General features: G+C 69.9%; 20 protein-coding genes and 1 other RNA gene. 9 read left to right on the forward strand and 12 right to left on the reverse strand.

Going from position 1 to position 20,967, the window contains the following annotated elements; translation table 11 throughout:
* Positions 1 to 115 precede the first annotated feature (115 nt).
* A complete protein-coding gene (locus BMH31_RS12650) occupies positions 116 to 337 on the forward strand; it encodes a hypothetical protein (protein ID WP_046455085.1) in 222 nt (73 codons plus the stop codon).
* 87 nt (positions 338 to 424) lie between these two features.
* Here BMH31_RS12650 and BMH31_RS12655 read toward each other — a convergent pair whose 3' ends face one another.
* Complete coding sequence (locus tag BMH31_RS12655; protein ID WP_199068486.1) at positions 425 to 1,732, reverse strand: RNA polymerase sigma factor; 1,308 nt, start codon at positions 1,730 to 1,732, stop codon at positions 425 to 427.
* A gap of 226 nt (positions 1,733 to 1,958) precedes the next feature.
* Entirely contained in the window at positions 1,959 to 2,915 is a 957-nt protein-coding gene (locus BMH31_RS12660; protein ID WP_099724925.1) for a PAC2 family protein, read from the reverse strand.
* Positions 2,916 to 3,090: 175 nt separating this feature from the next.
* Here BMH31_RS12660 and lpdA point away from each other — a divergent pair, with 175 nt between their 5' ends.
* Both lpdA and sucB read left to right on the forward strand, forming a co-directional pair.
* Positions 3,091 to 4,464 carry a dihydrolipoyl dehydrogenase gene (gene lpdA, locus BMH31_RS12665; RefSeq protein WP_099724924.1) on the forward strand — a complete coding sequence of 458 codons (1,374 nt, stop codon included), beginning with the start codon at positions 3,091 to 3,093 and terminating at the stop codon, positions 4,462 to 4,464.
* 39 nt (positions 4,465 to 4,503) lie between these two features.
* Positions 4,504 to 6,234 (forward strand): 2-oxoglutarate dehydrogenase, E2 component, dihydrolipoamide succinyltransferase, encoded by a 1,731-nt coding sequence (gene sucB / locus BMH31_RS12670; protein WP_099747385.1) that lies wholly within the window; start codon positions 4,504 to 4,506, stop codon positions 6,232 to 6,234.
* Positions 6,235 to 6,407: 173 nt separating this feature from the next.
* On the opposite strand, the gene BMH31_RS12675 is transcribed toward sucB, so the two are convergent.
* Positions 6,408 to 6,947 (reverse strand): hypothetical protein, encoded by a 540-nt coding sequence (locus BMH31_RS12675; protein WP_143469886.1) that lies wholly within the window; start codon positions 6,945 to 6,947, stop codon positions 6,408 to 6,410.
* A 182-nt stretch (positions 6,948 to 7,129) separates the two neighbouring features.
* On the opposite strand from BMH31_RS12675, the gene BMH31_RS12680 reads away from it, so the two are divergent.
* Positions 7,130 to 7,831: a DUF4191 domain-containing protein gene (locus BMH31_RS12680; RefSeq protein WP_099724921.1), complete on the forward strand. Its 702-nt coding sequence runs from the start codon at positions 7,130 to 7,132 to the stop codon at positions 7,829 to 7,831.
* 299 nt (positions 7,832 to 8,130) lie between these two features.
* On the opposite strand, the gene BMH31_RS12685 is transcribed toward BMH31_RS12680, so the two are convergent.
* Positions 8,131 to 8,562: an RDD family protein gene (locus tag BMH31_RS12685; RefSeq protein WP_046453826.1), complete on the reverse strand. Its 432-nt coding sequence runs from the start codon at positions 8,560 to 8,562 to the stop codon at positions 8,131 to 8,133.
* A gap of 164 nt (positions 8,563 to 8,726) precedes the next feature.
* On the opposite strand from BMH31_RS12685, the gene glnA (BMH31_RS12690) reads away from it, so the two are divergent.
* A complete protein-coding gene (gene glnA / locus BMH31_RS12690; RefSeq protein WP_099724920.1) occupies positions 8,727 to 10,151 on the forward strand; it encodes a type I glutamate--ammonia ligase in 1,425 nt (474 codons plus the stop codon).
* Positions 10,152 to 10,250: 99 nt separating this feature from the next.
* Here glnA (BMH31_RS12690) and BMH31_RS12695 read toward each other — a convergent pair whose 3' ends face one another.
* Positions 10,251 to 10,664, reverse strand: coding sequence for a protease inhibitor I42 family protein (locus BMH31_RS12695; RefSeq protein ID WP_099724919.1), 414 nt, complete (start codon positions 10,662 to 10,664; stop codon positions 10,251 to 10,253).
* 166 nt (positions 10,665 to 10,830) lie between these two features.
* Between BMH31_RS12695 and BMH31_RS12700 the strand changes: the two genes are divergently transcribed.
* Both BMH31_RS12700 and BMH31_RS12705 read left to right on the forward strand, forming a co-directional pair.
* The gene (locus BMH31_RS12700; protein ID WP_099724918.1) at positions 10,831 to 11,298 is read left to right on the forward strand and encodes a hypothetical protein; all 468 of its coding nucleotides are present in this window, start codon (positions 10,831 to 10,833) and stop codon (positions 11,296 to 11,298) included.
* 34 nt (positions 11,299 to 11,332) lie between these two features.
* Positions 11,333 to 11,755 carry a hypothetical protein gene (locus tag BMH31_RS12705; RefSeq protein ID WP_099724917.1) on the forward strand — a complete coding sequence of 141 codons (423 nt, stop codon included), beginning with the start codon at positions 11,333 to 11,335 and terminating at the stop codon, positions 11,753 to 11,755.
* Positions 11,756 to 11,787: 32 nt separating this feature from the next.
* Here the strand turns inward: BMH31_RS12705 and BMH31_RS12710 are convergent, their stop codons facing one another.
* The 3 genes from BMH31_RS12710 to BMH31_RS12720 form a co-directional block, all read right to left on the reverse strand.
* Positions 11,788 to 14,907, reverse strand: a complete 3,120-nt coding sequence (locus BMH31_RS12710; protein ID WP_099724916.1) for a bifunctional [glutamine synthetase] adenylyltransferase/[glutamine synthetase]-adenylyl-L-tyrosine phosphorylase — start codon at positions 14,905 to 14,907, stop codon at positions 11,788 to 11,790.
* 7 nt (positions 14,908 to 14,914) lie between these two features.
* A complete protein-coding gene (gene glnA, locus BMH31_RS12715; RefSeq protein WP_046456319.1) occupies positions 14,915 to 16,252 on the reverse strand; it encodes a type I glutamate--ammonia ligase in 1,338 nt (445 codons plus the stop codon).
* A gap of 82 nt (positions 16,253 to 16,334) precedes the next feature.
* Complete coding sequence (locus BMH31_RS12720; protein ID WP_099724915.1) at positions 16,335 to 16,538, reverse strand: methionine aminopeptidase; 204 nt, start codon at positions 16,536 to 16,538, stop codon at positions 16,335 to 16,337.
* Positions 16,539 to 16,556: 18 nt separating this feature from the next.
* Between BMH31_RS12720 and map the strand changes: the two genes are divergently transcribed.
* Positions 16,557 to 17,429: a type I methionyl aminopeptidase gene (gene map, locus BMH31_RS12725; protein ID WP_099724914.1), complete on the forward strand. Its 873-nt coding sequence runs from the start codon at positions 16,557 to 16,559 to the stop codon at positions 17,427 to 17,429.
* Between the two features lie 140 nt (positions 17,430 to 17,569).
* On the opposite strand, the gene rnpB is transcribed toward map, so the two are convergent.
* Positions 17,570 to 17,946: RNase P RNA component class A (gene rnpB / locus BMH31_RS12730), an RNA gene on the reverse strand.
* Between the two features lie 15 nt (positions 17,947 to 17,961).
* Positions 17,962 to 18,594: a flavin reductase family protein gene (locus BMH31_RS12735; protein WP_099724913.1), complete on the reverse strand. Its 633-nt coding sequence runs from the start codon at positions 18,592 to 18,594 to the stop codon at positions 17,962 to 17,964.
* Positions 18,595 to 18,659: 65 nt separating this feature from the next.
* Here BMH31_RS12735 and BMH31_RS12740 point away from each other — a divergent pair, with 65 nt between their 5' ends.
* A complete protein-coding gene (locus BMH31_RS12740; RefSeq protein WP_099724912.1) occupies positions 18,660 to 19,349 on the forward strand; it encodes a helix-turn-helix domain-containing protein in 690 nt (229 codons plus the stop codon).
* 7 nt (positions 19,350 to 19,356) lie between these two features.
* Here BMH31_RS12740 and BMH31_RS12745 read toward each other — a convergent pair whose 3' ends face one another.
* Both BMH31_RS12745 and BMH31_RS12750 read right to left on the reverse strand, forming a co-directional pair.
* Positions 19,357 to 20,085 (reverse strand): C4-type zinc ribbon domain-containing protein, encoded by a 729-nt coding sequence (locus BMH31_RS12745; RefSeq protein ID WP_099724911.1) that lies wholly within the window; start codon positions 20,083 to 20,085, stop codon positions 19,357 to 19,359.
* 11 nt (positions 20,086 to 20,096) lie between these two features.
* On the reverse strand, positions 20,097 to 20,963 hold the full coding sequence (locus BMH31_RS12750) for a Nif3-like dinuclear metal center hexameric protein (RefSeq protein WP_099725313.1): 867 nt from the start codon (positions 20,961 to 20,963) through the stop codon (positions 20,097 to 20,099).
* Positions 20,964 to 20,967 lie beyond the last annotated feature (4 nt).

Here is a 20,967-nt window from a genome sequence, read left to right on the forward strand (position 1 = left end):
GAACGCCGCAGCGGCCCCCGTAAGCTACGCGGTCAGCGAAACGGTCGCCGAATCGGGCCGATTCCCGGGGTTCGCGTGCTTTGATGGGAGCACCAAACACGTACGGGAGGTAGCCATGACGACACTCGAGCAGGATCGCACCGAGGCCCAGGCCCGGGCGGATCGTCCCCTCGACGCGCTCGACCGCTGCGACAGCTGCGGCGCCCAGGCGTACGTGCGCGCGATGCTGAACGGCAGCGAGCTGCTGTTCTGCGCGCATCACGCCCGCAAGCACGAGGAGAAGCTCCGCCCGATCGCCGAGGTCTGGCACGACGAGACCGCGCGCCTGAACGCGTAGCGGTTCGCACGGACCGCCATCCGCGAGGATCGGCGGGACAACGGAAAAGCCCCGGCCGGAGCCGGGGCTTTTCTCGTGTCTGGCTGCCTACTCGAGGTAGTCGCGCAGCTGCTGCGACCGCGAGGGGTGGCGCAGCTTCGCCATGGTCTTCGACTCGATCTGACGGATGCGCTCGCGCGTCACGCCGAAGGTGTCGCCGATCTGGTCGAGGGTCTTCGGCATGCCGTCGCCCAGGCCGAAGCGCATGCGGATCACCCCGGCTTCGCGCTCCGAGAGCGAATCGAGCAGCTGCTCGAGCTGCTGCTGCAGCATCGTGAAGCCGACCGCGTCGGCCGGAACGACCGCCTCGGTGTCCTCGATGAGGTCGCCGAACTCGCTGTCGCCGTCCTCGCCGAGCGGGGTGTGCAGCGAGATGGGCTCGCGACCGTACTTCTGCACCTCGACGACCTTCTCGGGGGTCATGTCGAGCTCGCGGCTCAGCTCCTCGGGAGTGGGCTCGCGGCCCAGATCCTGCAGCATCTGGCGCTGCACGCGGGCGAGCTTGTTGATGACCTCGACCATGTGCACCGGGATGCGGATGGTGCGCGCCTGGTCGGCCATGGCTCGCGTGATCGCCTGACGGATCCACCAGGTGGCGTAGGTCGAGAACTTGAAGCCCTTGGTGTAATCGAACTTCTCGACCGCGCGGATCAGGCCGAGGTTGCCCTCCTGGATCAGATCCAGGAACTGCATGCCGCGACCGGTGTAGCGCTTCGCGAGCGAGACGACGAGACGGAGGTTGGCGCCGAGCAGGTGGCTCTTCGCGCGCTGACCGTCGCGTGCCACCCACTTCAGCTCGCGCTCGAGCTTCTTGGGCAGGCCCTTCTCGGTCGCCAGCTTCTCTTCGGCGAACAGGCCCGCCTCGATGCGCATCGCGAGCTCGACCTCTTCGGCCGCGTTCAGCAGTGCGACCTTGCCGATCTGCTTCAGGTAGTCCTTGACCGGATCGGCGGTGGCGCCGGGGATCGCGGTGGTGACCGTCGGCACGTCCTCCTCGTCGGAGTCCTTGATCCGGATCGCGCCGGTCGGCAGCTGCACGGCCGGGACGACCGGGATCGCCGCGGTGTCGGTGGAGACGACCTCGTCGGTATCGGGGGCGAGAGCGGCCTCCGCGACGGGATCCGGCTCCTTCGGGGCGCGCTTGCGCGTCGCCGGCTTCTTCGCTGCGGGCTTCTTCGCAGCAGCGGTCTTGGCAGCGGCCGTCGACTTCTCGGCGGGAGCCTTCGTCGCGGCGGCCTTCTTGGTCGCGCTCGTCTTCGTGGTCGCGGCCTTCTTGGCAGCGCTCTTCGGCGCTTCCGTCTCGGTCGCGTCCTCAGCCGAAGTAGCACGAGTCTTGGTGGTGGGTGCAGTGGCCACGCAGCCGCCTCTCTGTGTCGAGATCCTCCGTGTGCGAGTCGTGCGTTCTTCGCAAAACATGCACACAGCGTGAAAACCCATGTCAAGCCCGGCGTATTCCCGCGCACGCGCGAGAGCCGGATTGAATGGGCTGTGCTGCAATTATTGCACGCGCGAGAGCACGTTCCTGACCATTCCGCTCGAGTTCAGCGCCCAGCGAAATCGTGCCGCGGTGCCGGGCTCCGTCCTAGACGAGGCCGGGACCTCCCGGAGCGCCTCCGCCCGCGGTGCCACCGGCGCCGGGATCCCGCTGCTCGCGCAGGAACCGCTCCAGCTCGCTCGCGAGCTGGTCCGCGGTCGGGAGGGATCCGTCCTCGCTCACGAGCGGCGAGCGGGTGGTCTGATCCTCCATGTACTCGTCGTAGCGCACCTCGAGGTTCCGCACCATCTCGGTCGATTCCTCGTTCTCGGCGATCTGCGTGTCGACCTGGACGTTGAACGCGCGGGCGGCCTCACGGACCTCATCCGTCGGCAGGATCAGTCCGCTGGCGGCCATGATCCCGTCGAGCGCGGCCAGCAGCACGTCGGGATTCTCGGTGTTCGCAAGGTAGTGCGGCACCAGGAAGGCGAATCCGACGACGTCCTCGCCGAGCGAGTGCAGTCGATATTCGAGCACGTGGCCGGCCGAAGCGGCGAGCTTCGTCGTCGGCTTCCACACGGATCGCGCCTCGATCAGGTCGTCCCGGCTGCCGCTCACGGTCGCCCGGATCGGGCGGGTGTGGGGCACGGGCATGGGGATCGCGTGCGTCCAGACCGTGGTGGAGACCTCGAACTCGTGCACCAGCAGGAGCACGGCGTCGATGAACTGCTCCCAGCGGAAGTCGGGCTCGTAGCCGCTGAGCAGCAGGAACGGGGCGCCGAGCTCGTCGTGCGCGAGCGCGAGCGACAGTTCTTCGGGCGCGTAGTCGACCAGGTGGTCCTCGACGAAGGTGATGACCGGCCGGCGCGCGCGATAGTCGAGCAGCATGTCCGCGTCGAAGCGCACGATCTCCTGCGGCTCGGTGCGCTCCCAGAGGTACTCCTCGAGCTGCGCGACCACGCCTCCCGCGTCGCTGATGCCGCGCAGGGCGACCAGGAGCGGAAGGCCCTTGGGAACGGTCGCGCGGCGCTCTGCGTACTCTGCGGAGAAGATCGAATCGGTCACGCCTCCATCCTACGGAGCGGGGCTCCGCGACGGGCGGGCCGAGCGCATGCCGAGAGCGAACGTCCCCGGCCGTCACCGAATGGCCTGGTGGGCACAGAGGAGTAGTAGGCTGGGAAGCCGTGGACCGATCACGCGTCGGCCCGCTCTTTCGAATGCGACCCGAGGGAGATCCCACTTGGCCGATCAGCAGTTTGACATCGTCGTTCTCGGCGGCGGCAGCGCCGGGTACGCTGCAGCCATCCGAGCGAGACAGCTCGGCTTCACCGCCGCAGTCATCGAGAAGGACAAGCTGGGCGGCACCTGCCTCCATCGCGGCTGCGTCCCGACCAAGGCACTGCTGCACTCCGCCGAGATCGCCGATGTGGCGCGCGAGGGCGAGGCGTACGGCGTGCTCTCGAGCGTCGCGGGCATCGACATGGCCGGCGTGACGAAGTTCCGCACCAACCTGGTCGCCGGCAAGCACAAGGGCCTGCAGGGGCTGCTCAAGGCCAACGGCATCACCGTCATCGAGGGCGAGGGCCGTCTGGTCGCCGCGAACACCGTGCAGGTGGGCGCCGACCGCATCATCGGCAAGAACGTCGTGCTCGCGACCGGCTCCTACTCGCGGAGCCTCCCCGGCCTCGAGATCTCGGGCCGCGTGATCACCAGCGAGCAGGCGCTCGAGCTCACCGACGTCCCGAAGCGCGTCGTCATCCTCGGCGGCGGCGTGATCGGTGTCGAGTTCGCGAGCGTCTGGCGCTCGTTCGGTGCCGACGTCACCATCGTCGAGGGCCTGCCCCACCTGGTTCCCAACGAGGAGGAGTCGGTCTCGAAGCAGCTCGAGCGCGCATTCCGCAAGCGCGGTATCGACTTCAAGCTCGGTGTCCGCTTCCAGGGGGTCACCCAGGACGCGAACGGCGTCACCGTCACTCTCGAGGACGGCACGACCCTTCCCGCCGACTACCTGCTGGTCGCGGTCGGTCGCGGTCCCGTCACGCAGGGCATCGGCTACGAGGAGGTCGGCATCTCGATGGATCGCGGCTTCGTCCTGACCGACGAGCGCCTCGCGACGAACGTCCCCGGCGTCTACGCCGTCGGCGACATCGTGCCCGGCCTGCAGCTCGCGCACCGCGGCTACCAGCAAGGCATCTTCGTCGCGGAGGAGATCGCGGGTCTCAACCCCGTCGTCGTGCAGGACGTCAATATCCCCAAGGTCACCTACTGCGATCCCGAGATCGCATCGGTCGGTCTCACCGAGGCGAAGGCCAAGGAGCAGTACGGCGACGACAACGTCACCGCATACGAGTACAACCTGGCTGGGAACGCCAAGAGCTCGATCCTCGGCACCGCCGGCACCGTCAAGGCGGTCCGGGTGAACGACGGCCCGGTGGTCGGCGTGCACATGATCGGCGCCCGCGTCGGCGAGCTCGTCGGCGAGGCCCAGCTGATCGTGAACTGGGAGGCCTACCCCGAGGATGTCGCTCCCTTCATCCACGGCCACCCCACGCAGAACGAGACCATCGGCGAGACCATGCTGAAGCTCGCCGGCAAGCCGCTGCACGCCATCTGAGCGCGGCACGAGATTTACGAACGAAACGGAGAAAACGTCATGAGTGAATCGGTCGTCCTCCCCGCACTGGGCGAGAGCGTCACCGAGGGGACGGTGACCCGCTGGCTGAAGAACGTCGGGGATACCGTCGCAGTCGACGAGCCGCTGCTGGAGGTGTCCACCGACAAGGTCGACACCGAGGTCCCCTCCCCCATCGCGGGGGTGCTCGAGGAGATCCTCGTGCAGGAGGACGAGACGGCCGAGGTCGGCGCGGTGCTCGCACGCATCGGAGACGGCAGCGGTTCCGCTGCGGCTCCGGCCGCCCCGGCCGCCGAGCCGGTCGCGACTCCGGCAGCCCCCGAGCCCGTGGCGGCGCCCGCCGCTCCGGCGGAGCCGGTGGCCGCCCCCGAGCACGTCGCGGCTCCGTCGGCGCCCGCCGCGCCCGCCGACGGCCAGGAGGTCGTGCTCCCCTCGCTCGGCGAGAGCATCACCGAGGGCACCGTGACCCGCTGGCTCAAGAGCGTCGGTGATTCGGTCGAGGTCGACGAGCCGCTGCTCGAGGTATCCACCGACAAGGTCGACACCGAGGTTCCGTCGCCCGTGGCCGGCGTGCTGCAGGCGATCCTGGTCCAGGAGGACGAGACCGTGGAGGTCGGCGGCGCACTCGCGCGCGTCGGCTCCGGGGCCGCGGCTCCGGCCGCTCCCGCCGCCGCACCGGCGCCCGCAGAGGCACCGGCACCCGCCGCCGCCCCGGCACCCGCCGCCGCACCGGCACCCGCAGAGGCACCGGCACCCGCAGAGGCACCGGCTCCTGCCGCAGCACCGGCAGCCCCCGCAGCAGCAGCTCCCGCTCCGGCGGCCGCCCCGACGGTGGATCCCGCCGCGGCCGGCTACGTCACCCCCATCGTCCGCAAGCTCGCGCATCAGCACGGTGTCGACCTCGCGACGATCGCGGGCACCGGTGTGGGCGGACGCATCCGCAAGGAGGACGTGCTCGCCGCTGCGAAGCCCGCTGCCGCGGCACCCGCCGCGCAGGCCGCCCCCGCGGTTCAGGCTCCGGTCGCCGAGGTGTCCCCGCTGCGCGGCACCACGCAGAAGATGAGCCGCCTGCGCAAGGTGATCGCCGATCGCGCGGTCGCTTCGCTGCAGTCGACGGCTCAGCTGACCACCGTGGTCGAGGTGGATGTGACCCGCGTGGCGCAGCTGCGCCAGGCCAAGAAGGACGAGTTCCTCGCCAAGACCGGCGCGAAGCTCTCCTTCCTGCCGTTCTTCGCTCTGGCCGCGGCCGAGGCGCTGCGCACCTACCCGATCGTCAACTCGACGGTCGACGGTGACAGCATCGTCTACCCCGACCACGAGAACATCAGCATCGCGGTCGATACCGAGCGCGGCCTGCTGACCCCGGTCGTGCGCGACGCCGGCGAGAAGAACATCGCTCAGCTCGCTCTCGACATCGCCGATCTTGCTGCGCGTACCCGCGACAACAAGCTGACGCCGGACGAGCTCTCGGGCGGCACCTTCACGCTGACCAACACCGGTTCGCGCGGGGCGCTCTTCGACACCCCGCTCGTGTTCCTGCCCCAGTCGGCGATCCTCGGCACCGGCGCGGTCGTCAAGAAGCCCGCTGTGGTCTCGGGTCCCGAGGGCGACGCGATCGCGATCCGCTCGACGGTCTACCTGGCGCTGTCGTACGATCACCGCACCATCGATGGTGCGGACGCCGCCCGCTTCCTCACCCAGATGAAGCAGCGTCTCGAGGCAGCCGACTTCGTGGGCAACCTCGGGATCTGATCCCCCATCGCGCGATCCGCTCCGGCGGATCCCACCGCGATGACCGGCTTCGGGCCGCGGCACTCCTCGGAGGCCGCGGCCCGAAGTCGCTTCGGTGCGGTGCCGCGCCGTCCGCGTCGCCCGAACCATCCATCCCTGTACTGCCCGAACCCGGGCCATCGCCTTCTCCGGAGTCATGGCCTCGCGCTTCCGAGCGGCGCCGGCGGGCGGATACTGATCCGTTCCGAGAGCGCGCTCTCGACCGCTTCGCGTGCCATCGCCCGGCTCCAGTCCGAGGTACGGGTCGACTCCCGCAATGCAGTCACCGCGTCGGACACCGCCTCGGCGAGGTATTCGGCACACCCCGGCGGACTCCACTGCTCGATGAAGCTGCGCAGCGACTGCTCCGGAATGCCGATCAGGGAGCAAAAGGCTCCGTGCCCGGCCCGTTCGTGCTGCAGGCCCGCCCGGACCGCGCGACGGCGCGCCCGCGCTCCTCGTGGAGGAAGCCGCCGGCACTCGCTCCCGACGAACGCCAGGTCGCCCGGCCCGATGGGCCCGAGGCACCACCCCATGGCCCGGGACTCGATCGCCACCGCGCAGAGGCGGAGCACCCGCCAAGCCGCCTCTGCCGCGCGAACCGGCGGACCGGAAGCACGCCCACGGCCGCCAAGGCGGCGGAGCACCCGTTCGGGGAATACCGAGAACGACGAGTGGGACGACGGACGATCCATGAGCGTGCCTCCTCCTGAGGAATCCGGAACGGCGCGGCCGGTGGAGAACGCTCATCTTGCCTTGCATCGCGATGCGCCGAAGCGCTTCGCACCGTGCCCGGATCGCCCAGGGCGTAACTCGTCCGGGAATGCACGCTGTGAGGGGTGAATCGGACACGCCCGCGCACGGTATCCTGGGAGGTATGGCCAAAGAGCAGAAAACTCCAGCGAAGAAGGAGCCCGGTCGCATCCGGCAGATGGTGCAGATCTATCGCACCACCAAGGTGCAGGATCGCAACCTGCCCTACATCATGCTGCTCTGTTTCATCGCGCCGATCCTCGTCGCGGTGCTGCTCGCGTTCCTCCTGAACAACAGCATCTTCGGCTGGATCATGTGGCCGCTCACCGGCATCCTGGTCGGCCTCCTGATCGCGATGATCGTTCTCGGCCGCCGCGCCGAAGCGGTCGCCTACCGTCAGATCGAGGGCAAGCCCGGCGCGGTCGGAGCGGTCGTGCAGGGCGCACTGCGCCGCTCATGGCGCGGGTCCGAGGTGCCGATCGCGATCACCCGCAACCAGGACGCGATCTACCGCGTCATCGGCCGCGGCGGCGTCGTGCTCATCGCCGAGGGCTCCGCTCAGCGCACCAAGCGCCTCCTCATCGACGAGGAGCGCAAGGTGAAGCGCGTGCTGCCCAACGTCAAGATCACCCAGCTCTACGTCGGCACCGACGAGGGCGGCATCCCCGTGTCGAAGCTGAACCGGTCGCTCGCCAAGATCAAGCCGACCCTGCGCCGCAACGAGGTGCAGGCCGTGTTCAACCGTCTCTCCTCGCTGCAGGGCACTCCCGTCGGCATCCCGAAGGGCATCGATCCGAACAAGGTGCGCGCGCAGCGTCCGCGCTGATCCACCGCTTCTCGCGTGGCGGCTCCGACTTCGGTCGGGGCCGCCATTCGCGTATTCGGGGAGTTTCCATCCGCCGCCGCGGTCGGCCCACGTGGCACGGCGTTCCGCTCGGACGCGTTTCGGAGATCTGCCAGATTTCGGACAGCGCAGCCGGCTCCGCGTCCGAAATCTGGCAGATCTCCGACCCGGTGCGCGCCGCTCCGACCCCCGGTCGAGGAACTCGCGCGGTCCGACGCCGAATCTCCACCCGGAGCAGGCAGCGAAAATCGCCAGGTCCGACAGGCCGACCCGATCCGGACTTACGCCCGGATGAGCACCGTTCCGGCGATCTTGTCGTGGAAGCCGCGCTGGTCCGAATCCCACACGAGCACGGGGATGACGAGGAGCAGCAGGACCGTGCGCACGACCGGGCGCCATGCGCCGATCCACCCGCCCGTCAGCGGCACGACGCGGAGCCCCATGATCCGATGCCCGATCGACCCGCCGATGGTGGGGATGAACAGGATCTGCATGAGCCCGAAGATGCCGAGCGTGATGAACGAGGTCGCGGGCCCCTGCGGGAAGAGCAGCGAGATCAACGTCGCGATAGCCCAGTCGATAGCGATCGCGGCGAAGCGCCGACCGATGCGTCCGACGGAGCGCTGCCCCTCGGCGGGAAGGCCGAGTCGCTCGCCCGGCCACTTGCTCGGTTCGAGGTCGCCGAAACGTTGCGGGGCGGTGGGAGCGGGCATGGGATCCAGTCTATCGAGCCGCCGAACCGTAACACGCAGGAAACATTGGACACATGTTTCGGAAACGATGCTCTTCTAAGGTGGTAGGCAGCACGGTGCAGAACGCGCGTGCGAAGCGCGGACCGACCGCACGGCGTCGGCCCGCCACGACTCTGAGGAGCAGCATGTTTCAGACCCCGCAGGAAGTCATCGACTTCATTCGAGACACGGACGTCAAATTCCTGGATATCCGGTTCACCGACCTCCCCGGGGTGCAGCAGCACTTCAACATCCCCGCGGCGACCGTGGATCTCGACTTCTTCGAGGTCGGCCAGATGTTCGACGGTTCCTCGATCCGCGGGTTCGCCGGCATCGCCGAGTCCGATCTGCAGCTGATCCCCGACGTCACCACCGCCTACATCGATCAGTTCCGCGCCGAGCGTACGCTGATCATGCTGTTCGACATCTTCAACCCGCGCACGGGCGAGATCTACTCGAAGGATCCCCGCCAGGTCGCGAAGAAGGCCGAGCGCTACCTCGCCTCGACCGGCATCGCCGACACCGCGTTCTTCGCACCCGAGGCCGAGTTCTACATCCTCGACTCGGTGCGCTACGAGACCACCCCGCAGCGCACCTTCTACGAGATCGACTCGGAGGAGGCGCACTGGAACTCCGGTCGCAAGATCGAGGGCGGCAACCTCGGCAACACGACCGCACTCAAGGGCGGCTACTTCCCCGTCTCGCCGGTCGACAAGCAGGCCGACCTGCGCGACGACATCTCGCTGCGCCTCATCGACGCCGGCCTGCAGCTCGAGCGTTCGCACCACGAGGTGGGCGCGCCCGGTCAGGCCGAGATCAACTACCGCTTCAACACGCTCGTCGCCGCTGCCGACGACGTGCTGAAGTTCAAGTACATCGTGAAGAACACGGCCGAGCTCTGGGGCAAGACCGCGACCTTCATGCCGAAGCCCGTCTTCGGCGACAACGGTTCGGGCATGCACACCCACATGTCGCTCTGGAACGGCGGCGAGCCGCTGTTCTACGACGAAGCCGGCTACGCGGGGCTCTCGGACGTCGCCCGTTGGTACATCGGCGGTATCCTGCACCACGCGCCGTCGCTGCTCGCGTTCACGAACCCGACGATCAACAGCTACCGTCGTCTGGTCAAGGGCTACGAGGCTCCGATCAACCTCGCCTACTCGGCGGGCAACCGCTCGGCAGCCGTGCGCATCCCGCTGACCGGTTCGAACCCGAAGGCGAAGCGCATCGAGTTCCGCGCTCCCGACGCCTCGGGCAACCCCTACCTCGCGTTCGCCGCGCAGCTCATGGCGGGCCTCGACGGGATCCGCAACCGCATCGAGCCGCTCGCGCCGATCGACAAGGATCTCTACGAGCTGCCCCCGGAGGAGGCCAAGAACATCCCCCAGGTGCCGACCTCGCTCGAGGCCGCACTCGAGGCGCTCGAGGCCGACCACGCCTACCTGCTCGAGGGCGGCGTGTTCACCGAGGAGCTGATCCAGACCTGGATCGACCTCAAGCACGACCTCGAGATCCGTCCGATGTCGGTGCGCCCCCACCCGTACGAGTTCGAGCTCTACTACGGCGTCTGATCCAACGCGCTGAAGGGTCGGGCCGATATTCGGCTCGGCCCTTCTTCCGTTCCCGGCGGGCGGTTTTCCGCGCCGCGGGCGGCATCGAGCCGCGGCCTCCTACTTCACGGTGATGGTGATCCTCGAGGAGTCCCGTCGGGCCGGATCCTCGGGGATCTCTCCACGGAAACGGTATTCGAACCCGACGGTCGTCGTCCCCTTCGCACGAGCGACGAAACGATAGGCGAACTCGTGCGGTGCGCCGATGGGCTCCTTCGGGTCGCTGCGCGTCGTCTTCCTCTCATCGAGCGCGAGCACCTTCGGATCCGGCCCCTCGGTGATCTCCCACTGATCGCCGACCGAGGAGTTGATCGTCCCGAACTCGACGACGAGGATCTCGCCGACCGGCACCGTGACGGAATGGGTGTGGTAACCGATGATGACCTCCCGGGCGACCGGCGCACACCCAGCGGAGAGACCTGCGAACAGGATCACGGCGCCGATGGCCAGAATCGAGCGCGCGACGGTTCTCATGCCGGAACCCTATCCGCTGCGCCCGGATCGGTCACGCAACGCCGCGCGTCGGATTGGTTGTCGGTTCGCGCTTCCTTGCGTTCGCCCGTCCGCCTCTGATGGGATGGGCCCCGACACCGTCGGTCGACCCGATCGCGCGAGTGCTCCGATCCGGCTGGAGGCAACCATGGGACTGTTCGACCGAGCGAAGAAGGCGGCAGGAGCCGCAGGAGCCGCGGGCGGCGACTGGGCCGCGCAGGCGCAGGCCGCGCAGCAGCTGGCCTCCGAGCAGCTCCGGCAGGCGGGCTACACCGACGGCAGCATGCCGACGATGGCGAACGCCGCCGAGGTCGGCGCGCAGATGCAGGCCGACCACGACGTGCTGAACGCATACGGACAGGACCTGAACCGGATCCTGCAGATCGGCGCGCCCGGCACCTGCGTGATCGTCTCGGCGGTCGACACCGGGGATCGCACAGCCGGGCAGCCCTGGTTCCAGATGGAGTACGACGTCACTCTTCCCGGCCAGGCCGCTTACCGGGTGTCGAAGATCGAGATGGTGCCCGATGTCGCCCTCGCGAACTACGCGGTCGGTTCGGTGCACGAGGTCCGAGTGGATCCCGCGGATCCGCAGAAGATCGCGCTGGCGAGCTGATGCGGTCGCGCCCGGTGCGCCCGGTGGGAGCGCCATGGGTGTCCTGAACGACGTCTGGCGCCTGATCAAGGCGGGCGGACGCGAGCGCGCACGTACCGACTACGCGGAGGCGCTGCGGCAGTCCGCCGACCTCGCCGAGGCGATGGCCGGTGCGGACCCCGCAGCACCCGCGGGCACCCACGGCACCGCTACGGCGAACCCTTTCGCCAACATCGAGTTCATGCGCCAGGCGATCCCCGTGGCGGGCACCGTCGTCGCGCTCGCACCCACCGGGCAGGTGCTCGGCGACGTCCCGATCTACGCGGTCGAACTCGACGTGCTCCGCGACGGCGCCCCCGTGTACCGCACCACCTATCGGACCGTGATCGCGGCGGGCGCGCTGCACAACTGGCAGCCGGGCAAGGTGCTGCCGTTCCGGGTCTCGCCGACGGATCCGCACGCGCTGATGCTCGGCTGAGCCACGGCCGGTCCCGAGTTACCGGGCACGGCTTACGGCCGGAACATCGAGACGCCCGGGCCGTCCTCGTAGCCGAAGAACTCCCGCTCGAACACGGCGCGGGCGCGGCGAGCGGCGCCGAACCAGCGCTCCTCGATCTCGCCCGTGCTCCCGCTCGGCAGTCCGAGCACGCCGGCGATGCCCTCGAGGTCGGTGCGGTCGTTCGGCAGGCTGTCGGATCTGCGTCCCGACCAGAGCGTCAGCGCGGAACGCAGCGTGCTCGCCAGCGTCCACGATTCCATGAGCGATTCCTCGGACTCGCCGTCGATGAGTTCGGCCTCGACGGCGGCGTGCAGGGCTTCGCGTGTCGACACCGTGCGGAACGCGGGGATGCTCGCGCCGTGCTCGAGCTGCAGCAGCTGCACGAGCCACTCGACGTCGCTGAGACCTCCCGGTCCGAGCTTGAGGTGCCGCCGGGGATCGGCGCCGCGCGGCAGCCGTTCCGCCTCGACTCGCGCCTTGAGCCGTCGCACCTCGCGTACCTCGTTCTCGCCGAACTGTTCGGGGAATCGGATCTCGTCGGCCAGCGCGAGGAAGTCGCGGCCGAGCTCGACGTCGCCTGCGACGGCGCGCGCACGCAGCAGCGCCTGGGCTTCCCACGTGAGCGACCAGCGTTCGTAGTACGCCCGATACGCGTCGAGGCTGCGCACGAGCGGGCCGTTCTTGCCCTCGGGACGCAGATCGAAGTCGAGGTCGACCGGGAAACGCGGATCCGACACGAGCCGTCGCAGCTCCGTCACGAGGCGCAGCGCCTCGCGCGTCGCGGCGTCCGGGGCCGTGCCCGGCAGCGCCCGGTGCACGGCGACGAGGTCGATGTCGGAGGCGAATCCGAGCTCCCTCCCGCCGTAGCGCCCCATGCCGATGAGGGCGAGCTCGATCCCGGTCTCCGGCGCGCTCTCGCGCAGGGCGAGCAACAGTGCGTCGAGCAGGGCGCCGTGCGCGGCGTCGAGCCCGCCGGCCACCTCCTCGTCGTCGATCACGCCGACGAGTCGCCCGAGCGCGAGCCGCAGGATCTCGCGCCGGTGCGCGGCACGCAGCGCGACCGCGGCGTCGTCGACCGTCGCCCGGCGCGACGCCATCGCCCGCATCTCGGCACGGAGCGTGCCGAAGGAGGTCGGCATCATCAGCTCGTCGCGCTCCAACCAGGCGACGGCCTCGGGGATCGATTCCAGCAGCTCGGCGGCGAAGCGCGAGGTGGACAGCACGTGCGTGAGCCGCTCGGCGGCCTCCGACCCGTCGCGCAACAGCCGCAGGTACCAGGGCGTGTCGCGGTTCGCCTCGCTCACCCGCCGGAACGCGAGCAGCCCGGCATCGGGGTCGGTGCCCGAGGAGAGCCACTGCAACAGCACCGGCAGCAGGTTGCGCTGGATCCGCGCGCGGCGGGACCCGCCCGAGGTGAGAGCCGTCAGGTGCCGCATCGCGCCGTCGGGATCGCGGAAGCCGATGCCGACGAGCCGTGCCCGCGCCTCGTCGCCGCCCAGCACGAACTCGGCGTCGGGCAGCGCGGCGACCGCGCTGAGCAGCGGAGCGTAGAAGATCTTCAGGTGCAGCTCGCGCACCTCGTGCTTGATCGACTCCCACCGGCGCCGCAGGTCCTCGGCGGTCGCGGCGAGCCCCGAGGCCCGCGCGAGCACCCGCAGCCCGTCGGGATCGCGCGGCATCAGCGCCGTGCGCCGCAGCTCCCGCAGCTGCAACCGGTGCTCGAGCAACCGCAGCCGCGCGTAGTCCGCCTCGAGGCGCTCCCCGTCTTCGCGGGCGACGTATCCGCCGGCGACCAGCGCGTCGAGGGACTCGAGCGTGCCGCGGAGCCGCAATCGTTCGTCGTACTGCCCGTGCACGAGCTGCAGCAGCTGCACGCTGAACTCGATGTCGCGCAGCCCGCCCGGACCGAGCTTGAGCTGGTGGTGGATGTCCTCCTCGGCGATGTGCTCGGTCACGCGCCTGCGCATCCGCTGCACGGAGCCGACGAAGTCCTCGCGCGACCCGCTCGCCCAGACCATCGGCCGGGTGCGCTCGACGAACTCCTCGCCGAGCGCGAGGTCGCCGGCCACTGCCCGCGCCTTCAGCAGCGCCTGGAACTCCCAGGCCTTGGCCCAGCGCTCGTAGTAGCTGAGCATCGATGCGAGGCTGCGCACCAGCGCGCCCTGGCGCCCCTCGGGCCGCAGGTTCGCATCGACCTGCCAGAGCGGGGGTTCGTGCGCGGGATCGTGGATCGCGCGCATGAGCTCGCCCGCGAGCCGGGTGGTCACGCGGATGAGCGCGTCCCCGTCGAGCACGTCGTCGTCGGTGCTGCCGACGACGAACACGACGTCGACGTCGGAGACGACGTTCAGTTCGCGGGCGCCGCACTTGCCCATCGCGACCACGGCGAGGCGAGCGGACGCGACACGTTCGACGGGAACCGCGGGTCCGCCCTCGCCGTCGAGCAGTCGACGCCGGGCGACCGCGAGACCGGCCTCGAGCGCGGCCGCGGCCAGGTCGGAGAGCGCGGCCGCGACCTCCGCGAACGGTCCGGGCTCCCCCGCCGCCGAACCGCGTTCGAGGTCCGCGACCATCAGCTCGGCGAGCAGTTCGCGGTAGCGCGTCCGGAGCGCGTTCCAGGCGGACTCGTCGGACGACGACGCGATGGGTACCCGCTGGTCTTCGGAGGCGGCCGGATCCTCGGAGACGGCCCCGGGGGCCGGATCCGAAGCTCCGACCGCGGCGAGCAGTTCGCGCCGCGCCTCCGCAGCATCGGGCATCCGCCCGCCGTCCCGCAGCAGGCGCGCGAGGTCGCGGGGGTTCCGCACGAAGAACTCCGCGAGCGCGGGCGAGGCGCCCGCGAGCCGGCACAGCCGCGCCCACTCGCTCGCGCGGAAACCCGCGCAGAGCTCGGGATGCCGCTCGGCGAGCTCGCTCAGCCGCGCGAGCGCGGTGTCGGGATCGGCCGCCCCGGCGAAGGCGTCGAGCAGCGTCTCGGCATCGATCGGCGCGACGTCCGCGTTCGCGGTGCCGCCCGCTTGCTCGGCGAGCAGGGCCGCGAGACCGTCGATGCGGTCACGAGCCTCGCTCAGCTCTTGGAACCCGGCGCGCGCGACGCGGCCGAGCGTGGAAGGACGGGATCCCGGAGCCATCGGCCGATCAGATCGTGCCGAGCATCGAGGACAGCTCGAACGGCGTCACCTGGCTGCGGTACTCGTCGACCTCCCGACGCTTCTCGCGGATCAGATAGGCGAACACCTGCTCGCCCAGCGCCTCTGCGACGAGCTCGGAGCGCTCCATCACCGCGAGCGCGTGATCCAGGCTGGTGGGCAGCGGATCGAAGCCGAGCGCGCGACGCTCGCCATCGCTCAGCGCCCACAGGTTCTCCTCCGCCTCGGGCGGGAGCTCGTATTCCTCTTCGATGCCCTTGAGGCCGGCGGCCAGCAGCACCGAGAAGGCGAGGTACGGATTGGCCGCACTGTCGAGCGCGCGGTACTCGACGCGTGCGCTGCCGCCCTTGCTCGGCTTGTAACTCGGCACGCGCACGAGCGCGGAGCGGTTGTTGTGGCCCCAGCTCACGAAGGACGGAGCCTCGTCGCCGCCCCACAGCCGCTTGTACGAGTTGATGTACTGGTTGGTGATGGCGGTGATCTCGGGCGCGTGCCGAAGCAGGCCCGCGACGAAGCGGCGGCCCGTCTGCGAGAGCTGGTACTTCGCCGCCGGATCGTAGAACGCGTTGGCGTCGCCCTCGAACAGCGAGAGGTGCGTGTGCATGCCCGATCCCGGCTGCCCGGCGAGCGGCTTCGGCATGAAGGTGGCGTGCACGCCCTGCGCGATCGCGACCTCCTTCACGACCGTGCGGAAGGTCATGATGTTGTCGGCCATGGTGAGCGCGTCGGCGTAGCGCAGGTCGATCTCGTTCTGCCCGGGACCCGCCTCGTGGTGGCTGAACTCGACCGAGATGCCGAGATCTTCGAGCATGTTGACGCTGTCGCGTCGGAAGTCGTGCGCGGTGCCCCCGGGGACGTTGTCGAAGTAGCCCGCCCGGTCGACGGGCACGGGGCCCTCGGCGCCGAACTCCTTGGACTTCAGCAGGTAGAACTCGATCTCGGGGTGCGTGTAGAACGTGAAGCCGCGCTCCGCAGCGCGAGCGAGGCCGCGCTTCAGCACGTTGCGCGGGTCGGCGACGGCCGGCTCGCCGTTGGGCGTGCGGATGTCGCAGAACATGCGCGCCGTCGGGTCGGTCTCGCTGCGCCACGGCAGCAACTGGAACGTCGAGGGATCCGGGACCGCGAGCAGGTCCGACTCGTAGGCGCGGGTCAGGCCCTCGATCGCGGACCCGTCGAAGCCGATGCCCTCGCCGAAGGCGCCCTCGACCTCGGCGGGCGCGAGCGCCACCGACTTGAGCGTCCCCGCGACGTCGGTGAACCAGAGGCGCACGAACTTGACGCCGCGCTCCTCGATGGTGCGGAGGACGAAATCCCGCTGCTTGCTCACGCCGGCTCCGATCGGGTCGATGATCCTCCCCGCGCTGCGCGAGGACTGCTCTCAGACTACCGGCGCGGAGCCTTCGCGCGACTCAGTCGTCCTGCGCGTCTTCCTCGGCCCACTTCTTGGCGCGCTCCGCGACGATCTCGGGGCCGCGAGCGGCTTCCTCGCGCGTCGCGAACGGACCGATGCGGTCGACCGAGAGCGACTGCGGCCCGTCCTCGACTTCGCCGGTGCGCGTGTTGTACCAGTACGTCTCCTGGGGATCGTCGATCCCCCAATCCCGCTTGCTCATGTTCCATAGACTAGACGCATGCCGTTCGATTCCGCAGGTCACCTGGTCCCCGGTCACGTCAGCCCCGTGCGGGCCGTCCCCAAGCAGATCCAGCGACCGCCGTACGTCGGACTCGACGCGCCGCCGCCCTACACGGGCGACAACACCTACTCCGAGGAGGAGATCGCGAAGATCCGCGCCGCGGGCCGCATCGCGTCGCGATCCATCGACGCCGCCGCCGCGGCGATCCGGCCGGGCGTCACCACCGAGGAGCTCGACCGCATCGCGCACGAGTACGTCGTCTCGCACGGCGCCTACCCCTCGACGCTCGGCTACCGCGGGTTCCCGAAGTCGAGCTGCACCTCGGTCAACGAGGTCATCTGCCACGGGATCCCCGACGACACGGTGCTGCGCGAGGGCGACCTCGTCAACATCGACGTCACCGCCTACCTCGACGGCTACCACGGCGACCTCAACCGCACGTTCCGCGTCGGCGAGGTCTCGGAGGAGGCCGACCTGCTGATCCAGCGCACCGAGCAGGCGCTCATGCGTGGGATCAAGGCGGTCGCGCCCGGCCGCGAGGTGAACGTGATCGGCCGCGTTATCGAGACCTACGCGAAGCGCTTCGGCTACGGCGTCGTGCGCGACTTCACCGGGCACGGCGTCGGCGCCGCCTTCCATACGGGGCTCATCATCCCCCACTACGATTCGGCGCCCCGGTTCGACGACGTGATCGTGCCCGGCATGGTGTTCACGATCGAGCCGATGCTGACGCTCGGCACCCACGAGTGGGACCAGTGGGAGGACGGCTGGACCGTGACCACGCGCGACCGCTCGCTGACCGCGCAGTTCGAGCACACGCTCGTGGTGCGCGAGCAGGGCGTCGAGATCCTCACGCTGTCCGACGACTGAGGCGCGGCGCGCTTCGCGGCTTCACGATCTCGGAGCGCTGCGCGCTTTCGGAGATTCGCGCACTTTCGGGGATCCGGGTGGAACAGCGTCCGAAATCATGAGGGTCTCCGCATCGGGTGCGCAGCGCGATCCCGTTGGGGAGAATGGGCCGGATCATACGCCGGGTTCTGTCCCGCCGGCCGAAACCGGCGGTGACGGTCATCTCTCTCGAAGTGCCGTTGCCGACACCCTCTAGCGGCCTACCCGCAGACTCGGCGAGGAGCTTCAACGCCTGCTGTCTGGCCTTGCTGCGAACGAGGTTTACCTGGCCGCCCGTGTCACCACGGACGCCGGTGGTCTCTTACACCACCGTTTCACCCGTGCCGCCCCGGCGAACCGGAGCGGTCGGTCTGCTTTCTGTTGCACTTTCTCGCGGGTTACCCCGGGTGGGCGTTACCCACCGTTCTCCTCTGTGCAGCCCGGACGTTCCTCGGCGCGCCCGCCGAAGCGAACGCGACGCGACCGTCTCACCGACCCATTCTCGGTGAACAGTCTACTGAACTTCGGCGATACCGGCGATGCCGCGACGATCCCCCAGCCCGTAGTAGTGCCGGAAGTTGTAGATCAGGGGCCGCCAACGCTCGGGGTTCACGTGCGAGGACCCAGGAACCGTGAGTTCGTCCGCGACGTGCACCGCGCACACCCGTGCGTGCACGCTGGCGACCCCGTCCGGCTCCTCATGGATCCCGGTGACCCGAGCTTCGAGGTGGACCGGGAGCTCGGCGACCCGATCCGGCGCGACGATGCCCGACCGCAACGGATGCCATCCCACCATGCTGAACTTGTCCGCGACGAAGCGGGTTCCCTCGCGCTTGCTCTCGGGAATCGGGTCGGCGCCGGTCGTCCGCCCGAGCAGCTCGACGGGCTCCCAGCGGCCCTCGTCGACGAGGTTCAGCACCAGTTCGGGTGCCCGCCGCAGATTGACGATGCTGTGCCCTGTCGCCCCCAGACCGATCACCAGAAGATCGTCGAGCGCCCAGTAGGAGGAGATCGGTGCGAGGTTCGATGTGCCATCCGCGTTCACCGTGGACAGCACGCCGACCGGAGTCCCGAAGTAGAGCACGGACGGGGTGATGGTGCGGTGGACGCTGGAGGGTTCGGCTGCGGCTGGCGTTGTTTCGAGCATGCGGAACAGTGTGACCGCGGAACGTTTCGGTGCGCGCCGAAGCATCGATCGGGAAGAATTGCTCCATGGACGCACGCGAGAACGGGGCCGCACTGGCCAGAGCAGCCTCGGTGATCTCGGACACCAGCAGAGCCACCATACTGCTCATCCTGCTCGACGGTCGCGCCTGGACCGCGACCGAGCTCGCCGCGCAGGCCGGGATCGCCCGATCGACCGCGTCCGAGCACCTGCACGTGCTGGTCGACAGCGGGCTGGTCGTGGAGCGCCGGGCCGGGCGCCACCGCTACCTGAGCCTTGCCGACGCGCGAGCGGCGGCGCTGGTCGAGAGCCTCTCGCTGTCGACGGTCGCACCTCCACCGAAGCCGTCGCTCCGCGCGATCGCTGCGGATCGCGCGCTTCGGGAGGCGCGCAGCTGCTACGACCATCTCGCGGGCGCCGCAGGTGTGGCGATGCTGGGCGCCTTGGAGGCACGGGAGCTGATCGGTCCGGGCCCAGGGCTCACCTCCGCCGGTGAACGGTGGTGCGCTGAGCTCGGCCTCGATTTCGAGTCCGCCGCACGCTCGCGCCGCCCGTTCGTCCGGCGCTGCCTGGACTGGACCGAACGCCGCGACCACCTGGCCGGGGGCCTCGGCGCAGCCCTGTTCGAGCGATTCCTCGAACTCGGTTGGCTGGCCCGCGGTCCGGTGCCGCGAGCGGTACGCGTCACCGGTCCAGGCCGGGCCGAGCTGCAGGCGCGGCTCGGCCTCTTCGAGTGAGCGGAGCCTAAGCCTCGTCGACGCGCACGAGGATCGCGCCGCTGCCGGGGCAGAAGACGATCTCGTCGGGTGCGGTCTCGCGGATCGTCATGAGCTCGGCCGGCGCGAGCGCCATGTTGGATCCCTCGGAGACGTTGCCCCGGAGGCGGGCCGCACCGATGCCGTTGCGGGAGCGGGTCTCCTCGTAGAGACCGAGCAGGTCGCGCTGGATCTCGGCGGCCACACCGGCTCGCTCCTCAGCGGCGGCGGAGGCCTCGCGGGCGATGGCGGCCTCGGCCTCGCCGATCGCGGCCTCGAGAGCCGCGCGACGGCCGTCGACCCCGCTCAGCGCGGCGGCCGCCTCGTCGAAGCGCGCCTTCGTCTGCTCCGCGACCTCCATCAGCTCGAGCTCGCGCTCCTCGAGCTCACCGGTGCGGCGTGCCAGGGTGTCGAGCTCGTTCTGCAGGGCCTGCGCCTCTTTGGGCGAGGTGCTCGCGGCGATCAGCTGCTCGTCGCGCGCCTTGCGGTCCCGCACCATCTGGGTGTCGGACTCGAGCCGATCGATTTCGGCCTGCTGGCCGTCGAGCTCGCGCTGGAGCCCCATGAAGCGCTCCTTCGCGGCCGCCAGCTCGCCCTGCAGCGACGCCAGCTCGGCGCGCTGCGGGATCTGCTCGCGTTTGCGCCGCAGCCGAGCCGCGGTCGTGTCGAGCTCTTGCAGGTCGAGCAGCAGTCGCTGCTGGCGGGGACTGGCCTTCATAGCACCCAAGACTAGCGCCCGGAACCCGCGCCGAGCGCGCGTCCGTCGTTCGCGCCGACCGAGAAGACCCACGGATCGGTGCGTCGCGCACTCACGCGGAACTCGACGCCGGGCAGTTCGGCCGCGAGTCGTTCGGCGGCTCCCTCGAGCCAGAGCGATTCGCTCGCCCAGTGGGCCACGTCGACGAGCGCCGGGCCGCCCGCGACCGCGGACTGCTCGAGCGACTCCTGCGCGGGGTGATGCCGCAGGTCCGAGGTGAGGTAGACATCGGCTCCGCGCACGAGCGGGTGGTCGAGCAGGCTGTCGCCGGCGCCACCGAGCAGCGCGACGCGACGAACCGGACGCTCCGGGTCCCCCGCGACGCGAACACCGCTGACCGTGGCCGGCATGATCCCGGCGACCCGATCGGCGAACGCGCGGAGCGGTTCGGGTGCGGGCAGCTCCCCCACCCGGCCGATCCCGGCGCTCGGATCGCTCGCCATCGGCACGATGGGCTGCGCATCCTCCAGGCCGAGCCGGCGCGCGATCACGTCGGAGACACCGCCCTCGGGCTGGTCGGCATTGGTGTGCGCCGCGAGCAGCGCGCACTCGCCGCGGATCAGTCGCGCGAGCAGCGAGCCCTTGGCCGTGTCCTCGGCGATCGAGTTGATCCCGCGCAGCAGCAGCGGGTGGTGCGTGAGCAGCGCGTCGGCGTCCCAGTCGAGCGCCTCCTCGACCGTGACGTCGACGGCGTCGACCGCGAGCAGTACCCGGCGCAACGGGGACGCGGCATGGCCGGTGACGAGGCCGACGCGGTCCCAGCTCTCGGCGGTGGCCTCGGGCCAGAAGCGCTCGGCCGTGCGGCGCAGATCGCCGAGGGTGTGCGGTGCGTCCTGCATCATG

Source organism: Leucobacter sp. OLIS6 (genome assembly GCF_002752355.1).
Lineage (GTDB): Bacteria > Actinomycetota > Actinomycetes > Actinomycetales > Microbacteriaceae > Leucobacter.

Coding starts and splice junctions, on each gene's coding strand:
- BMH31_RS12650 (WP_046455085.1), top strand. CDS start 116: ATGACGACACTCGAGCAGGATCGCACCGAGGCCCAGGCCCGGGCGGAT.
- sucB (WP_099747385.1), top strand. CDS start 4,504: ATGAGTGAATCGGTCGTCCTCCCCGCACTGGGCGAGAGCGTCACCGAG.
- BMH31_RS12675 (WP_143469886.1), bottom strand. CDS start 6,947: ATGGATCGTCCGTCGTCCCACTCGTCGTTCTCGGTATTCCCCGAACGG.
- BMH31_RS12680 (WP_099724921.1), top strand. CDS start 7,130: ATGGCCAAAGAGCAGAAAACTCCAGCGAAGAAGGAGCCCGGTCGCATC.
- BMH31_RS12685 (WP_046453826.1), bottom strand. CDS start 8,562: ATGCCCGCTCCCACCGCCCCGCAACGTTTCGGCGACCTCGAACCGAGC.
- glnA (WP_099724920.1), top strand. CDS start 8,727: ATGTTTCAGACCCCGCAGGAAGTCATCGACTTCATTCGAGACACGGAC.
- BMH31_RS12695 (WP_099724919.1), bottom strand. CDS start 10,664: ATGAGAACCGTCGCGCGCTCGATTCTGGCCATCGGCGCCGTGATCCTG.
- BMH31_RS12700 (WP_099724918.1), top strand. CDS start 10,831: ATGGGACTGTTCGACCGAGCGAAGAAGGCGGCAGGAGCCGCAGGAGCC.
- BMH31_RS12705 (WP_099724917.1), top strand. CDS start 11,333: ATGGGTGTCCTGAACGACGTCTGGCGCCTGATCAAGGCGGGCGGACGC.
- BMH31_RS12710 (WP_099724916.1), bottom strand. CDS start 14,907: ATGGCTCCGGGATCCCGTCCTTCCACGCTCGGCCGCGTCGCGCGCGCC.
- BMH31_RS12720 (WP_099724915.1), bottom strand. CDS start 16,538: ATGAGCAAGCGGGATTGGGGGATCGACGATCCCCAGGAGACGTACTGG.
- map (WP_099724914.1), top strand. CDS start 16,557: ATGCCGTTCGATTCCGCAGGTCACCTGGTCCCCGGTCACGTCAGCCCC.
- BMH31_RS12735 (WP_099724913.1), bottom strand. CDS start 18,594: ATGCTCGAAACAACGCCAGCCGCAGCCGAACCCTCCAGCGTCCACCGC.
- BMH31_RS12740 (WP_099724912.1), top strand. CDS start 18,660: ATGGACGCACGCGAGAACGGGGCCGCACTGGCCAGAGCAGCCTCGGTG.
- BMH31_RS12745 (WP_099724911.1), bottom strand. CDS start 20,085: ATGAAGGCCAGTCCCCGCCAGCAGCGACTGCTGCTCGACCTGCAAGAG.
- BMH31_RS12750 (WP_099725313.1), bottom strand. CDS start 20,963: ATGCAGGACGCACCGCACACCCTCGGCGATCTGCGCCGCACGGCCGAG.